At 71.6% G+C, this 14083-nt stretch carries 15 protein-coding genes; 7 read left to right on the top strand and 8 right to left on the bottom strand.

Annotated features, from left to right (window positions below; genetic code table 11):
* Nucleotides 1–33 precede the first annotated feature (33 nt).
* A complete protein-coding gene (locus ACFYY7_RS14465) occupies nt 34–2451 on the bottom strand; it encodes a PQQ-binding-like beta-propeller repeat protein (protein WP_388661421.1) in 2418 nt (805 codons plus the stop codon).
* Nucleotides 2452–2612: 161 nt separating this feature from the next.
* Complete coding sequence (locus ACFYY7_RS14470) at nt 2613–3530, bottom strand: VOC family protein (RefSeq protein WP_388661424.1); 918 nt, start codon at nt 3528–3530, stop codon at nt 2613–2615.
* A 323-nt stretch (nt 3531–3853) separates the two neighbouring features.
* Here ACFYY7_RS14470 and ACFYY7_RS14475 point away from each other — a divergent pair, with 323 nt between their 5' ends.
* Nucleotides 3854–4501 carry a TetR family transcriptional regulator gene (locus ACFYY7_RS14475; RefSeq protein ID WP_072485663.1) on the top strand — a complete coding sequence of 216 codons (648 nt, stop codon included), beginning with the start codon at nt 3854–3856 and terminating at the stop codon, nt 4499–4501.
* 172 nt (nt 4502–4673) lie between these two features.
* Here the strand turns inward: ACFYY7_RS14475 and ACFYY7_RS14480 are convergent, their stop codons facing one another.
* Both ACFYY7_RS14480 and ACFYY7_RS14485 read right to left on the bottom strand, forming a co-directional pair.
* Entirely contained in the window at nt 4674–5168 is a 495-nt protein-coding gene (locus ACFYY7_RS14480; RefSeq protein WP_388661428.1) for a nitroreductase/quinone reductase family protein, read from the bottom strand.
* Nucleotides 5168–6406, bottom strand: a complete 1239-nt coding sequence (locus tag ACFYY7_RS14485; protein WP_388661431.1) for an acyl-CoA dehydrogenase family protein — start codon at nt 6404–6406, stop codon at nt 5168–5170. The genes ACFYY7_RS14480 and ACFYY7_RS14485 overlap by 1 nt, the downstream gene beginning before the upstream one ends.
* A gap of 164 nt (nt 6407–6570) precedes the next feature.
* Here ACFYY7_RS14485 and ACFYY7_RS14490 point away from each other — a divergent pair, with 164 nt between their 5' ends.
* Entirely contained in the window at nt 6571–7740 is a 1170-nt protein-coding gene (locus ACFYY7_RS14490) for an acetyl-CoA acetyltransferase (RefSeq protein WP_351263044.1), read from the top strand.
* A gap of 25 nt (nt 7741–7765) precedes the next feature.
* On the opposite strand, the gene ACFYY7_RS14495 is transcribed toward ACFYY7_RS14490, so the two are convergent.
* Both ACFYY7_RS14495 and ACFYY7_RS14500 read right to left on the bottom strand, forming a co-directional pair.
* Nucleotides 7766–8170: a type II toxin-antitoxin system VapC family toxin gene (locus ACFYY7_RS14495; RefSeq protein WP_388661434.1), complete on the bottom strand. Its 405-nt coding sequence runs from the start codon at nt 8168–8170 to the stop codon at nt 7766–7768.
* Complete coding sequence (locus ACFYY7_RS14500; protein ID WP_376421088.1) at nt 8163–8441, bottom strand: type II toxin-antitoxin system Phd/YefM family antitoxin; 279 nt, start codon at nt 8439–8441, stop codon at nt 8163–8165. The genes ACFYY7_RS14495 and ACFYY7_RS14500 overlap by 8 nt, the downstream gene beginning before the upstream one ends.
* Nucleotides 8442–8526: 85 nt before the next feature.
* On the opposite strand from ACFYY7_RS14500, the gene ACFYY7_RS14505 reads away from it, so the two are divergent.
* On the top strand, nt 8527–9207 hold the full coding sequence (locus ACFYY7_RS14505) for a pyridoxal 5'-phosphate synthase (protein WP_388661437.1): 681 nt from the start codon (nt 8527–8529) through the stop codon (nt 9205–9207).
* Between the two features lie 89 nt (nt 9208–9296).
* Here ACFYY7_RS14505 and ACFYY7_RS14510 read toward each other — a convergent pair whose 3' ends face one another.
* Together ACFYY7_RS14510 and ACFYY7_RS14515 are read right to left on the bottom strand one after the other, a co-directional pair.
* Nucleotides 9297–9485 carry a ferredoxin gene (locus tag ACFYY7_RS14510; RefSeq protein ID WP_388661440.1) on the bottom strand — a complete coding sequence of 63 codons (189 nt, stop codon included), beginning with the start codon at nt 9483–9485 and terminating at the stop codon, nt 9297–9299.
* 71 nt (nt 9486–9556) lie between these two features.
* Nucleotides 9557–10750, bottom strand: a complete 1194-nt coding sequence (locus tag ACFYY7_RS14515) for a cytochrome P450 (protein WP_388661443.1) — start codon at nt 10748–10750, stop codon at nt 9557–9559.
* 214 nt (nt 10751–10964) lie between these two features.
* Between ACFYY7_RS14515 and htpX the strand changes: the two genes are divergently transcribed.
* The 4 genes from htpX to ACFYY7_RS14535 all read left to right on the top strand — a co-directional run bounded on the left by htpX (nt 10965) and on the right by ACFYY7_RS14535 (nt 14059).
* The gene (htpX, locus tag ACFYY7_RS14520; protein WP_388661446.1) at nt 10965–11900 is read left to right on the top strand and encodes a zinc metalloprotease HtpX; all 936 of its coding nucleotides are present in this window, start codon (nt 10965–10967) and stop codon (nt 11898–11900) included.
* 57 nt (nt 11901–11957) lie between these two features.
* A complete protein-coding gene (locus tag ACFYY7_RS14525; RefSeq protein WP_388661449.1) occupies nt 11958–12542 on the top strand; it encodes a hypothetical protein in 585 nt (194 codons plus the stop codon).
* Nucleotides 12543–12646: 104 nt separating this feature from the next.
* Nucleotides 12647–13234 (top strand): DUF1707 domain-containing protein, encoded by a 588-nt coding sequence (locus ACFYY7_RS14530; RefSeq protein ID WP_388661452.1) that lies wholly within the window; start codon nt 12647–12649, stop codon nt 13232–13234.
* 114 nt (nt 13235–13348) lie between these two features.
* Complete coding sequence (locus ACFYY7_RS14535) at nt 13349–14059, top strand: hypothetical protein (protein WP_388661455.1); 711 nt, start codon at nt 13349–13351, stop codon at nt 14057–14059.
* Nucleotides 14060–14083: the final 24 nt, after the last annotated feature.

Below are 14083 nucleotides of genomic sequence, written 5' to 3' on the forward strand. Positions count from 1 at the left end.
GCCCACGTCCCGGACGGGCCGGATCTCGGTGCGCTACGCCCTGGCCCGGCTGCCCGTGCCCGTTCCCTTCAGCGCGTCCAGCGCGTACACGCAGCGGTCCTTGCTGCACGCGTACACGACACCGCCCTGCGCCACCGGCGAACCCGTGATCTCGCCGCCGGTCGCCAGCTTCCAGCGGAGCTGCCCGCCCGCCGCGTCCAGGGTGTACAGGACGTGGTCGGCGGAGCCGAAGTGGACCCGGCCGTCGGCGACCACCGGGGCACCCACCACCTCGCCGCCCGCCGCGAACCGCCACTTCGGGGTGCCGGTGACCGCGTCGAGCGTGTACAGCGCGCTGCCGCTGCCGACATGGACGTTCCCGGCCGTCACCAGCACCGGTTCGATCGACTGGCGGGCCTCCGTGGCGATGCGCCAGCGGTCCTTGCCGGTCGAGGCGTCGATCGCGTACACCGTGCCGAGGTAGTCGGCGAGGTACACCCCGCCGCCGGTGACGGCGGGGCCCGGCGCGAACGCGGGCGGGGAGAGGAAGACCGCGGGCGACTCGAAGTGCCAGCGCACATGGCCGGACACGGTCTCCACGGCGAGGACCCGGGCCCCCGCGCTGACGTAGACGAAGCCGTCCGGCGCCGCGGTCACCCGGACCGGCACCCCGCCGCAGGAGGCGGCGTCGCCGATGGGGTACGACCAGCGCTCGATGCCGGTACGGGAGTCGACGGCGCGCAGCCGGGCGTCCTGCCAGAGGTAGACCGTGCCGTCGTGGATCGCGGGCCCGGCCTCCGCCGTCTCGAAGTCGGTCTGGACGCCGCCGCTCTCCCACAGCTTCTCGCCGGTGGACGCCTCCCACGCCTGGACGCCGCCGCCCCGGGTGCCGGTGACGACGGTGCCGCGGTCGGCCTTGAGGGAGTACACCCAGGCGTCCGTCTGGAGCCGCCACTGCTCGGCGCCGGTGGTCGCGTCCAGGGCGTACAGGGACGGCCCGTCGGAGGCGTGGATGCGGCCGCCCTCGACGGCCATCGCCCAGGCCACGTCGCGGGTCTTGAACTGGCGCCGCCCGTTGCCCACGTCCAGGGCGTGCACCTCGAAGGACGTGACGTAGAGGAGGTCCCCGGCGACGACAGGTGTCCCCCAGACGTCGTTGGACATCCGGAACCGCCAGGGCCGCCAGCGGTCCGGGCCCGGCGGCGGCTCCGGCGGCTGCGCGGGGCCGGGCACGGGCACGGCGGGCACGGGCGGGGCGGAGCCGTTCACTCCGGCGGGCGGGCGCACCCAGCCGGTCGCGGGGCCCGCGTCCGCGGTGGCCGTGGCGGTGGCCCGTACGTCCTGGGCCCGCGGGCCGGGGCCGATCGGCACCTTCGCGCCGGGCAGCCGCACCGGACCGCCCGCGTCGGACGCGGGCACCGGTTCGGGGGCCTGCGGGCGAGGGTCGGGTGTCTGGGGGCGCGGATCGGAAACCTGCGGGCGCGGATCGGTGTTGGCGCGCCAGCCGGGGTCGACGCCCGGCGGCGGTCCGGGCGGCGGGCCCGGCGGCTGGACCGGGCCGGGTCCCACGGGCCTGCGGCCACCGCGGCGCTGCTCGATCATCGCGGTGGCGGAGGTCGGCAGCCAGGCCGAGGCGGTGCCGCTGTCGTCGCTGCCGGAGGCGAAGAGGTGCGGGGCGAGCTGGGCCTGGAGGTCGGCGGGGGTGGGCCGCAGTCCGGCGTCCATCTGCATGCAGGACTCGATCAGCGGCCGCAGCTCGCCGGGCAGGCCCTCCAGGTCGGGGCCCTCGCGCAGCAGCATGAAGACCGTCTCGACGGGGTTGGCGCCGTGGAAGGGCGCGTGGCCGGTGGCGGCGAAGACGAGGGTGGAGCCGAGCGAGAAGATGTCGCTGGCGCCGGTGACGCTGCGGGAGTCCCTGGCCTGCTCCGGCGACATGTAGGCGGGCGTGCCGACGGCGACGTTGGTCATGGTCAGCCGGGTGTTGGAGACCCCGGACGCGATCCCGAAGTCGATCACCCGGGGGCCGTCCTCGACGACGAGCACGTTCGACGGCTTCATGTCGCGGTGGACCAGACCCGCGCCGTGGATCGACTGGAGCGCCTCGGCGATACCGGCGGCCAGCCAGCGCACCGCCTGGACGGGCATGGGCCCGCACTCGCTCACTATCTCTTCCAGCGAGGGGGCCGGCACATAGGCGGTGGCCAGCCACGGCACGGCCGCGCGCGGGTCCGCGTCCACCACCGCCGCCGTGTAGAAGCCGCTGACTGCGCGGGCGGCCTCCACCTCGCGCGTGAACCGGACCCGGAACAACTGGTCCTCGGCGAGCTCCGTACGGACCGTCTTGATCGCCACGCGCCGGCCCGAAGCCGAGCGGGCGAGATAGACCAGCCCCATGCCGCCGGCACCGAGCCGTCCCAGCACCTCGAACGGGCCGATCCGCCTCGGGTCGTGCTGCGTCAGCTGCTCCACCACTTGCCCTGCCACCTCCCCGTACGAGCCTCAGGAACAGAAGCCCGCGAAAACCCGCCCTGTACGGCGTCTCACCACTGGGCACCACCCGGCGGTGCGCACCCCCGATTCTTCCTGGCTGAGGCCCTGGTTGCGAACCCGGGGGCGGATCGGGGTGTCACAGCTCACTCTGCCCCGTTCTCGGACACAGGGGGCTGAAGTACGGCGAACACGGCGCCCTGATCGTCCTGGAGGACGGCCATCCGCCCGTACGGGATGTCGAAGGGCGGTGCGGAGATGCGGCCGCCGAGGCGTACGGCGTTCCCGGCGGCGCGGTTGCAGTCCTCGACGGCGAAGTAGCTGAGGAAGTAACTGGGCAACTCCGCCGGGAACGCGTCGGTGATGACGCTGCGGCCGCCGACCGCGGTGTCCGGACCGGGCTCGGTGCCCGCCGGGGACCACATACGGAAGCCCGACGGCTCCGCCTCGTCCGCGCCGGATTCGCCGGAGTCGTCAGGTGCTACGCCGGAGCCGTCGAGGTCGGCGCCCCGGGAGAGGTCGGCACCTTCGGAGAGGTCGGTGCCCTGGGGAAGGTCGGTGCCCTGGAAGCCGAAGACCTCCTCGTAGAAGGCGTCCACCCGGTCCTTCTGCCGGGTGCAGACCTCGGTCCAGCAGAAGGAGCCGGGTTCGTTCTGCTTCTGGAATCCCTCGCGGTCACCGGCCTGCCAGAGTCCGAAGACCGCTCCGCCGGGATCGGCCGCCTGGGCGAGCACCCCGGCCCGGCCGGCCCGGACCGGCTCGGTGATCACCTGGCCGCCCGCCTCCCTGATCCGGGCGACGGACGCGGCGATGTCGTCGGTGGAGAAGTAGATCCCCCAGGCGGTGGGCATCCGGCCGTCCTTCTTGGCGGCGAGCGCGGCGACGAGCTTGCCGCCGCTGTAGGCGTCCGCGTACCGCCCTTCGCCGTACGGCCCTTCACCGTGCGGCCCTTCACCGGCCCGGAAGGTCCAGCCGAACAGCTCGCCGTAGAAGCGCTTGCCCGCTTCCAGATCGGGCAGCTGCACATCCACCCAGCACGGCGCAGATCGCGCGAATGCGGCCATGGGCCCGGGTCCTTCCGTGATCCCGCGTCGTTCACGGGTCGTGACAGTGACACTCGTCACAGCAAACGTAACCACGCATCGCTCGCACCGCGCCCCGACCCCTCAATATCGAACTCGTTTTCGAAGAATCTCGATGGAAGCGTTCCATGCCCGCGGCATCACGGAAAGTTATCCACGGAAGTTATCCACAGGCTGTTGATAAGACTTATCGCTCTGTGGGGCGCATGCGTCGAAATCCGGCCACTCCCCCCGCCGTGCCTGCGGTGATCCCCATTTGCAGTCGGCCGAATCGCGCTCGGATCACCCCTCGGTAAGCTGACGGCATGACAGGACAAGTGCGCACCGTCGACGGCCGCGTGGCCGGTCGACGCGGACAGGCGACGCGGCAGAAGCTGCTCGACTGCCTCAGCGAGATGCTCAGCTCCTCGCCGTACCGGGACGTCAAAGTCATCGACGTCGCCCGGAAGGCGGGGACTTCACCCGCGACCTTCTACCAATACTTCCCCGACGTCGAGGGCGCCGTCCTCGAAATCGCCGAGGAAATGGCCAAGGAGGGCGCCGGGCTGACCGAACTGGTCGCCGGCCGCTCCTGGGTCGGCAAGGCCGGCTGGCAGACGGCCGAGGAACTCGTCGAGGGATTCCTCGACTTCTGGCGGCATCACGACGCGATCCTGCGCGTGGTCGACCTCGGTGCGGCCGAGGGCGACAAGCGGTTCTACAAGATCCGCATGAAGATCCTGAACTCGGTCACCAACTCGCTCACCGACTCGGTGAAGGAGCTCCAGGCCAAGGGCAAGGTCGACAAGGAGGTCAGCGCCGCCGCGATGGCGGGCTCGCTGGTCGCGATGCTGGCCGCCGTCGCCTCGCACCAGAAGGGCTTCACGACCTGGGGTGTGAAGCAGGCCGAACTCAAGCCGAACCTCGCCCTGTTGGTGCACCTGGGCATCACCGGAAGGAAGCCCACGAGGTAGCACAGGCGCCGACGGCCCCTCCCCCACCGGGTTTCGCGCGGCCGTCCCGGGCGCCCCAGGTCCTGTCTCACCGACGGCGGGCCACGCATGTGGTCCGCCGTCGGTGCACCCGGACCGTTCTCACGACGCCCGGACCTTCCCCCACTGCCGGTACCCACCGGTACCCCCGGCATCAGGGCGCGGCGTCACCCCTCTCGCGCAGCCTGAAGAGCCGGATCTCCCGCTCCACCCGCGCCTGGTAAGTCGCGTACGGCGGCCAGAACTTCAGCGCCGCCCGCCACACCTCTTCCCGTTCCTCGCCCTCCAGCAGCGTGGCGCGCACCGGAACTTCCCGCCCCTGCCAGTTGACGACCGCCTTGTCGGGACCGGCCAGCAGATTCGCGGTCCAGGCCGGATGCCCCGTACGGCCGAAGTTGCTGCCGACCAGGATCCAGCTCTGCTCCGTCCCCTTCTCGGGCATACAGGCCAGCGGAGTGGTTCTGAGCTGCCCGCTCCGCGCCCCCGGCACCGTCAGGATCAGCCCCGGCAGCATCCGGGAGCTGAGCAGCACCTTGCCGCGCGTGAGCCGGTGCACCGCACGGTCCATGGCGGGCACGACATGCGGGGCGACCTTCGCGAACGCGCGGGTGGAGGAGACCTTCTGGATCAGCCGGATGCCGGGCGCCATCAGACCGCCACCCGCTCGGACGAGGCGGCCGGAGCGGACGGGCCGGCCGGGGCGGACGGGGCCGGTCCCGCGAACAGCCCGGCCAGCTGCGCCGCGTGGTCCCGGAGCCGGTGGACGGGGCCGAAGAGCAGTTCGTCGGCGGCGGCCCGTTTGAAGTACAGGTGCGCCTCGTGCTCCCAGGTGAAGCCGAGTCCGCCGTGCAGCTGGACGGCCTCGGCGGTGGTGATCCGGAGCGCCTCCAGGGCCTGGGCCAGGGCGAGCCCCCCGGCATCGGCCGGGTCCCAGGCCGCGTAGTACGCGGCGGAACGGGCCGCCTGCACCTGTACGTAGAGATCCGCCAGGCGGTGCTTCACGGCCTGGAAGGAGCCGATCGCCCGGCCGAACTGCTCGCGCGCCTTGACGTACTCGACCGTCCGCTCCAGCGCGCTGCCCGCCGCCCCCACCGCCTGGGCGGCGAGCAGCGCGGCGACCGGGTGTCCGGCCGAGGCGAGTGCGCCGGTCACGTCGGCGGTGTCGTCGGCGCCGAGGAGTTCGGCCTCGGTGTCGCGGAGTTCGATCCGGGCCAGCGGGCGGGTCTCGTCGAGCGAGGTCCGGCGGGCGCGGACGACTCCGGCCGCCGTGTCCGGGCGGACCAGGAAGAGGAGCGTGCGGCTGCGCGGGAAGCCCCCGGCGTGGGCCGCGACCAGGAGCAGTTCGGCGCTGTGCCCGTCGAGGACCTGCGCGGCCTCCCCGTACAGCCGCCAGCCCCCGTCCCCGGCGCCCGGCCTGGCCTGCACGCCGCCCGCCCGGCCGCCGCCCGCCCAGGAGCCGTCGGTGGGGTCGCCGGTGAGGCCGAGGGCGGTGGCGAGCGAGCCGCCGGGAACGGCCAGGGTCGCGGTCAGTTCACCGGCCGCGATGCGGGGCAGCAGGGCGGTGCGCTGGGCGTCGGTGCCGAGGGCGGCGATCAGGGGCGCGGCGAGCACGGCGGTGGCGATCAGCGGCGAGGGCAGCAGGGCGCGGCCGGTCTCCTCGCAGGCGACGGCGAGCTCGGTGAGGCCGCAGCCGACGCCCCCGTACTCCTGCGGGAGCGCGAGTCCGGGCAGCCCGAGGTCCTGGGCGAGCCTTCGCCACAGGGCCGCGTCGTACCCGTCGGCGGTCCGTACGGCGCTCCTGACGTCGTCGGGTGCGCAGTGTTCGGCGAGCAGTTCGCGCAAGGTGCGGCGGATCTCGTCCTGTTCCGCGGTGAAGGCGGCATCCATCGTCGGACTCCTTCCCCTCGGAGGCCTCCGGCCTCCGATCTGACGGTGCGTCATGCTAGGGGCGAATTCACCAGATGCCCAGAGTCGCGCACGGGAGGGAGCCGGAAGATCCCCACCCCGCCGGACGGTCCCCCGTCACGCAGATCTGATGTACCGTCAGATTCATGCCTTCTTCCCACCGCAAGGTCGCTGTCGTCGGCATATCCCTCGCCGACTGCGGGCGCGTCGACACGGCCACGCCGTACGCCCTGCACGCCCAGGCCGCCCGCCGGGCGCTGGCCGATTCGGGGCTGGAGAGGTCCGTCGTCGACGGTTTCGCCTCCGCCGGACTCGGCACGCTCGCCCCGGTCGAGGTCGCCGAGTACCTGGGCCTGAAGCCCACCTGGGTGGACTCCACCTCGGTCGGCGGCTCGACCTGGGAGGTGATGGCGGCCCACGCGGCGGAAGCCATCGCGGCGGGACGCGCCAACGCCGTGCTGCTGGTGTACGGGTCGACGGCGCGCGCGGACATCAAGGCGGGCCGGCGGACCTCCAACCTCTCCTTCGGTGCGCGCGGCCCGCTCCAGTTCGAAGTGCCCTACGGGCATTCGCTGATCGCCAAGTACGCGATGGCCGCCCGCCGCCACATGCACGAGTACGGGACGACCCTGGAGCAGCTCGCCGAGGTCGCGGTCCAGGCGCGGGCGAACGCGGCGGCCAACCCGGACGCGATGTTCCGGGACCCGGTCACGGTGGACGACGTGCTGTCGGGGCCGATGATCGCGGACCCGTTCACCAAACTGCACTGCTGCATCCGCAGCGACGGCGGCTGCGCGGTGCTGCTGGCCGCCGAGGAGTACGTACCGGACACGGCGAAGGCGCCGGTGTGGATCCTCGGCACGGGCGAGCACGTCTCGCACTCCACCATGTCGGAGTGGGACGACTTCACGGTCTCCCCGGCGGCGGTCTCGGGCCGGCTGGCGTTCGAGCGGGCCGGGGTGCGGCCCTCGGACATCGACCTCGCCGAGATCTACGACGCGTTCACCTACATGACCCTGGTGACGCTGGAGGACCTGGGTTTCTGCGCGAAGGGCGAGGGCGGCGCGTTCGTGGAGAAGGGCCGGACCGGGCTGACCGGCGAGCTCCCGGTGAACACCGACGGCGGCGGCCTGTCCGCCTGCCACCCCGGGATGCGCGGGCTGTTCCTGCTGGTGGAGGCGGTACGCCAGCTCCGCGGCGAGGCGGGCGAACGCCAGGTGCGCAAGGCCGGCGGCCGGCTACCGGAACTGGCGGTGGCCTCGGGCACGGGCGGCTGGTTCTGCTCCTCGGGGACGGTGGTGCTGGGGCGGGGGTGAGGGTGCAGCTCCGCGGCCGGGGCGGTCACACCGGGACGACGGTGAGCGCGCCCTCCAGCCCCTTGAAGTCGGCCGCGTTGCGCGTGTAGAGCGGCAGCCCCCTGACCGAGGCGATGGACGCGATCATCAGGTCCATGCGCCGGGGCCGGGGATCACGCCGGGCGGCGATCACCAGCGCCACCAGGCTCCCATAACGGGCGGCGGCGTCGCCGTCGAAGGGAAGCGGCTCGAAGTCGGCGACCGCGGCGCCGAGTTTCTCCATCCGGGCCACCCGCACGCCGGGATCCCGGGCCATCGCCACACCCTGCTGGAGCTCGGCCATCGTCACGGCGGTGAGCGCCGGGAGGACCGGCAGATCCTCGGCACGCAGCAGATCGAGGTCGATGTACGTGCAGGTGTCGAGCACGCCCACGGCATGTCGTTCAGCCACGCTCGCGCTCCCACGGGTCGTCGTCCCCGACCCGGTCCTCGGCTCCGAAGAGCGCATCGGCCTCGCGGCGCATCTGCTCGCCGTCCACACGGGGCAGCCGGCGGTGCCTGGCAACCAGCTCTTCGGAGCTCAGCTGCCGTTTCCGGGTCAGCGGCCGCAGTTCGGCGACCTCTATTCCGTTGCGGGTGATGTGAAAGACCTCGCCCGCCTCCACGGCGTTCATGACTTCGGCGGAGTTGTTCCGGAACTCGCGCTGGGTGATGGTCTTCATGCCACCAGGGTAGCCCTGCGTGTCCCGCTGCGCTACAGCGATCGTCTCGTCCGCCCCGTACGGTGCTGTGCGCTGCAATGGGGGCATGACCGACGCACACCAGAGCTTCCTGGACCTCCTCCATGCCCAGCGCGTCTGGGACGTGGAGCTCCCCGGCTTCGACCCGGCCGCCGCGCCCCCGGACCCGCTCCCTCTCTTCCGCAGCTGGTTCGCCGAGGCGGTGGACGCCGGGCAGGTGGAGCCGCACACCATGTCGCTGGCCACCGTGGACGCCGAGGGCCGCCCCGATGTGCGGACGGTGATGCTGCACGACGCGGACGAGCGCGGCTGGCACTTCGCCACCCATCGCACCAGTGCGAAGGGCCGCCAGCTCGCCGCCCGGCCGTATGCGGCGCTCGGCTTCTACTGGCCGGTGCAGGGCCGCCAGGTACGGGTGCGGGGGCCGGTCACCGCTTGCGCACCCGACGAGAGCCTGGCCGATCTGCACGCCCGCTCGACCGGCGCGCTCGCATCCGCGCTGACCGGGTCGCAGAGCGAGGTGCTGGGCTCGCTGGAGGAGCTGACCCGCACCGCCGACGCCGCCTGGGAACGGGCACGGGCCGAGCCGGACGCGGAGGTGACGAGCTGGACCCGGTACGTGGCCGAGGCCCGGGAGGTCGAGTTCTTCCAGGGCGACGCGGCGCGCCGGCACGTACGGCTGCGCTACCGCAGGCAGGACGCGGCCGGGAACGACGCGGCCTGGACCCGGGAGCTGCTCTGGCCGTGAGGCCCGCGCCCCGCCCGTACCCATGCCGGCCCGGCCCGCGCACGCCGTACCCGTGCGGTACCTGCCGCACGGGCACGGGCGGCGGTCCGTCAGTCCAGGGCGATCGCCTGCACCGGGCAGACCCGGACGGCCTCCTTCACCGTGGCACCGTCGAGGGCCTCCTCGTAGCCGGGCAGCAGTTCGCTGAACCCGTCGTCGTCCTGGGTGAAAACCTTCGGCGCGGTGAGCGCGCACTGGCCCGCACCGATGCACCGGTCCTTGTCGATACTGATCCGCATTCCGGCAGATCCTTCCGCTCGCATTCCGATCACCATGTTCCGATCAGCATGTTTCGATCAACACGTTTCGATCACCAGGTCACGGGCAGTTCGAGCAGCCCCTGAATGGTGTCACCGGGCTTGAACGGGATTTCTTCCGCGGGTACCGCGAGCCGCAGACCGGGAAGGCGGTCGAAAAGCGCGGGCAGCGCGATCTCCAGCTCGGCCCGTGCCAGATTCTGGCCCAGGCACTGATGGATTCCGAACCCGAAAGCGACGTGATTGCGCGCGTTCCGGCCGAGGTCCAGCTCGTCCGGTGACGGATAAACGGCCTCGTCCCGGTTGATCACCGCCGTGGTCAGGATGACACCGTCCCCCGCGTGAATGGTCACCCCGCCGATCTCGATGTCCTCGACGGCCACCCGGGAAATCCCGTCGGCGATGGACAGGAAGCGAAGCAGTTCCTCGACCGCCGAACCCATCAGCCCCTCGGACTCACGCATCCGGGCCAGCTGATCGGGATGCTGGAGCAGTGTGAACGTACCGAGCGAGATCATGTTCGCGGTCGTCTCGTGCCCGGCGACGAGCAGGATCTGGGCCAGCCGGACCAGCTCGTCGTGGTCCACACCCCCGGTCTCCAGCTGCTTGACGATGAGCTCGTCCAGCAGCCCTTCGCCCGGGGCGGCCCGCTTCTGCTCGATCAGCACCCGGAAGTAGTCGTCCAGCTCGTCCCGCGCCGCCTCGACATCCGCGGCCGCCGGACCGCGGAGCAGCTTGCGCGACTGCGCCTCGAAGAACTCATGGTCCTCGTAGGGCACCCCGAGCAGGGCGCAGATGACCATGGACGGTACGGGCAGGGCGAAGGCGTCGACCAGATCGGTCGGCGGGCCCTGCTCGGCCATCGCGTCGAGCAGCCGGTCCACGGTCTCCTGGATCTGCGGCCGGAGCGCGGCCGTCCGCTTGACCGTGAAGCTCGGGATCAGCATCCGGCGCTGGGCGTTGTGCTCCGGGTCGTCGACCCCGAGCAGTTCGACGCGGCGCAGGGTGCTCGCGGCCAGCCGCTCGGCGAAGAACGGGAACGCGGGGTTCTCCCGGTCGGACGAGAGCCTCTGGTCCACCAGGAGCGAACGCGCCTCGGCGTGCCCGGTCACCAGCCACACCATGCGGCCGTCGAAGAGTTCGGCGGGAGACACGGGCCGCTGCCCCCGGTGCTCGCGATATCCCGTCGGCGGGTTGTAGGGACAGGTGCGGTTCTGCGGAAAGGAGACGGTCTCGGCATCTGCCATTGCGGACCTCGCAAAGAGAGGGGGGAATCCTGTCGATCTCCCGCCACTAGATGCCTCGGGCACCTAATGGGTCTAGGTGATGTTCGGCCAAATGTCCTCGGGAAGATCCATTCTCCGCCCGCCTGACCGGGTGGGCATTTCGAGCCACCCGATCGCCTCCGTGCTCCTTTCGAAAGGAGCAATATGGAAGGCATCAGGCGGACTGGAGGCGAAAATGAGCCGAACCCTTTCCCGTGCCGGCGCGCATCCCCGTTCCCGTTACGCCCCCGACAGCGGGCTGACCACACGCATGGTCGGCACCATGTTCCTGATCGGCCTGCTGTACGTGGTGCTCGTGGGCGTGCTGCTCGCCGTGCTGCGCGGCGCCTGGCCGATCATTCTGATCCTCGTCGGTGGCATGTTCATCGCGCAGTTCTGGTTCAGCGACCGCATCGCGGCGTTCAGCATGGGCGCCCGTGAGGTCACCCCGGAGGAGGCGCCCGAGCTGCACGGTGCCGTCGACCGGATCTGCGCCCTTGCCGACATGCCGAAACCACGCGTGGCGATCGCCCGGAGCGACGTACCGAACGCCTTCGCGACGGGCCGCAGCGAGAAGACCGCCCTCGTCTGCGCCACCACCGGTCTGCTGCGCAGACTCGATCCCCCGGAGCTGGAGGGTGTGCTCGCGCACGAGATGTCGCACGTCGCGCACCGCGATGTCGCCGTCATGACGATCGCCTCGTTCCTCGGCGTGCTCGCCGGCGTCATCACCCGCGTCGCCCTGTGGGGCGGGCTCTCCCGCAACAGCCGCAGCAATGACCCAGTCGGCATCGCGATCATGCTGATCCCGCTGGTCAGCGCGGTCGTGTACGCCCTGAGCTTCCTGCTGACCCGGCTGCTCTCCCGCTACCGCGAGCTCTCCGCCGACCGCACCGCCGCCCTGCTCACCGGTCGCCCCTCCGCGCTCGCCTCCGCCCTCACGAAGGTGAGCGGCCAGATGGCCCGTATCCCGACCGAGGACCTGCGCAAGGCGGAGCCGTACAACGCCTTCTACTTCGTCCCCGCGTTCTCCTCCAAGGAGAGCCTGAGCCGGCTGCTCTCCTCCCACCCGACCCTCGAACAGCGCCTCGACCAGCTGGCCCGCATCTCCGCCGACCTCGCCCGTCCGTGAGCAACGCCCGATGCGACGCCGATACGGCACCCGAAGCGACGCCCGGAGGAACGCCCCATGGGTCTTCTCGACACCATCCTCGGCCGCAGCAAGCCGGTCCGCCCCGACCTCGACCAGCTCTTCGCCGTACCCTCCGCCGCCCTCACCCTCCAGGCGGGCGCGGGCTTCACACCGACCGGTTTCGGATCGGTCTGTTTCGCGGAGGTCGAGGGCGGCACCTTCGCCCGCGTCCAGCAGGACGTACGAGAACTCCTCGACGCCGACACCGGCCGCGGCGGAATCCCGGTGGAGTTCAGCCAGGACGCGTACGGCTACACCTGGCTGCTCTCCCGCCGCCCGGCCGATGACACCGCCGCCCTGGTCAACGACCTGCACGCGGTCAACACCCTGCTCCAGGACGGCGGGTTCGGCCCGCACCTGCTCTGCTCCCTGATCGGCTTCCGCGATGCGCGGGACCGCCCGCTGGCCCTGGTCTACCTCTACAAGCGCGGCACGTTCTACCCGTTCGCACCCCTGCCCGGTGGTGTGGAGAGGCGGGACAACCAGCTGGAGTTGCAGGTCAGAGCGGTGCTCGGCGACGACCTGCGGGTGGAGGAGGACCTGGCCCGGTGGTTCCCGGTGTGGGGGGCGCCGGGGCTGTGACGCGGGCAGAGAAGAGACCGTGGGAAAGCGAGGGAAAGGAGTGGGGAAGGAGTGGGGAAGGGACGGGGAGGCCCGGCGCGGCACCCGCCCGTATCATCGCTTCCATGACTGCTGAGCCCGCCCGTTCCGCCGCCCGTATGCGCGCTTCGGATGCCGATCGCGAGGCGGTGGTCGAGCAGTTGCGCGAGGCGGCGGCCGAGGGCCGCATCGACATGGACGAGCTGGACACCCGGCTCGGGGCGGCGCTCTCCGCCAAGACCTACGCCGAACTCGCGCCCCTCACCGAGGACCTGGTCCCCATCGAGGTGGCCACCGGTGAACCGCTGGTCCTCAAAGGCGGCATGCACGGCGCGACGCGCTCGGGCGTCTGGAAGGTTCCCCCGGTGATACGCGCCCAGGGCGGCATCGGCGGCGTCCGGATCGACTTCACCCGCGCCGAGTGCCGGCTGCGCGAGATCTCACTGGAAGTGCGCGGCGATGTGGCCGGGGTGAAGATCGTGATCCCGGAGGGCTGGACCGTACACACCGACAGTCTGGACCTGGGGATCGGCGGTCTGAAGGACAAGACCAGCGACGCACGGACCCCCGGCGCCCCGCTCCTGCGGCTGACGGGCTCCTGCGGCATGGGCGGTGTGGTCGTACGCCACCCGAACTTCCGCGAACGGCGCAAGCTGCGCAGCATCGAGCCCTGAGTCGCGCCGATCCGCACCGGCGTCCCGGTGCGGATCAACTGAGTACGCATACCTACTCCTTGCGGGTGACCGCGCCCATCCGGCGCCCTCCGCCGAGGGCATACCGTCCCCCGTATGCCCGACGAGACCTCACCCACCGACGCCACCCCCGCTCCCGGCCCCGCCACGGCCGGGGCGGGATCCAAGTCCCCCTCTTCCGTTTTCGGGGCCCTCGGATGCGGCTGCGTCGCGCTTCTCGTCGTCCCCGTCGTCGTTCTGGTCGTCCTGCTCGCAGGGGCCCTTTCGGGGTCGACGGACACCCCCAGGGTCGCGCCCGAGAAGATGGCGGACCGTGCCTTCCAGCGCTCCCAGGAGGTGTACGGCCTCATGGGGTTCGAGCGCACCGTGCAGCCGGGGGTCGAGAAGATCGGCGTCAGCACGGAGAACACGCTGAGCTCCGGCTACTGCTACGACGGGGGTCTGCTCGGGCTGGAGGACAAGACCGTCGACGGCGCCTACCGGATGAGCCACAGCTGGGCGCTGGACCACGTGCCCGCGGACCAGGCCGTCTCCGGCCTCCGCCGACTGCACCGGCAACTCAAGGACGACGGCTGGGAGGTCTCGTCCTACCGCGAGGGCGGGAAGAGCAAGTCCTGGGACCTGTACGTCAAGCGGGACGACGGGAACGAGCGGATGTCCTTCATCTGGTACCCGGACCGGGAGTACTTCACCGGCGGCGCCTCCATGCCCTGCGCCTACGACCCCGGGTGGAAGGACGGCGATGCCGGCCTCCCGGAGGTCGACCAGTGGCCACCCGCTCTCGGCCCCGCGCAGCGGAAGAAGTAGAACGGGCCCGTCCGGCGAAGCGCG

This window comes from Streptomyces sp. NPDC001933 (assembly GCF_042890955.1).
In the GTDB taxonomy this organism is placed as follows: domain Bacteria; phylum Actinomycetota; class Actinomycetes; order Streptomycetales; family Streptomycetaceae; genus Streptomyces.

What these genes read in the sequence shown, in the direction of transcription:
- ACFYY7_RS14500 (WP_376421088.1), bottom strand. Translation starts at nt 8,441, where the DNA reads ATGAAGACCATCACCCAGCGCGAGTTCCGGAACAACTCCGCCGAAGTC.
- ACFYY7_RS14535 (WP_388661455.1), top strand. Translation starts at nt 13,349, where the DNA reads ATGCCCGACGAGACCTCACCCACCGACGCCACCCCCGCTCCCGGCCCC.
- ACFYY7_RS14490 (WP_351263044.1), top strand. Translation starts at nt 6,571, where the DNA reads ATGCCTTCTTCCCACCGCAAGGTCGCTGTCGTCGGCATATCCCTCGCC.
- ACFYY7_RS14475 (WP_072485663.1), top strand. Translation starts at nt 3,854, where the DNA reads ATGACAGGACAAGTGCGCACCGTCGACGGCCGCGTGGCCGGTCGACGC.
- ACFYY7_RS14530 (WP_388661452.1), top strand. Translation starts at nt 12,647, where the DNA reads ATGACTGCTGAGCCCGCCCGTTCCGCCGCCCGTATGCGCGCTTCGGAT.
- ACFYY7_RS14515 (WP_388661443.1), bottom strand. Translation starts at nt 10,750, where the DNA reads ATGGCAGATGCCGAGACCGTCTCCTTTCCGCAGAACCGCACCTGTCCC.
- ACFYY7_RS14470 (WP_388661424.1), bottom strand. Translation starts at nt 3,530, where the DNA reads ATGGCCGCATTCGCGCGATCTGCGCCGTGCTGGGTGGATGTGCAGCTG.
- htpX (WP_388661446.1), top strand. Translation starts at nt 10,965, where the DNA reads ATGAGCCGAACCCTTTCCCGTGCCGGCGCGCATCCCCGTTCCCGTTAC.
- ACFYY7_RS14485 (WP_388661431.1), bottom strand. Translation starts at nt 6,406, where the DNA reads ATGGATGCCGCCTTCACCGCGGAACAGGACGAGATCCGCCGCACCTTG.
- ACFYY7_RS14480 (WP_388661428.1), bottom strand. Translation starts at nt 5,168, where the DNA reads ATGGCGCCCGGCATCCGGCTGATCCAGAAGGTCTCCTCCACCCGCGCG.
- ACFYY7_RS14510 (WP_388661440.1), bottom strand. Translation starts at nt 9,485, where the DNA reads ATGCGGATCAGTATCGACAAGGACCGGTGCATCGGTGCGGGCCAGTGC.
- ACFYY7_RS14505 (WP_388661437.1), top strand. Translation starts at nt 8,527, where the DNA reads ATGACCGACGCACACCAGAGCTTCCTGGACCTCCTCCATGCCCAGCGC.
- ACFYY7_RS14525 (WP_388661449.1), top strand. Translation starts at nt 11,958, where the DNA reads ATGGGTCTTCTCGACACCATCCTCGGCCGCAGCAAGCCGGTCCGCCCC.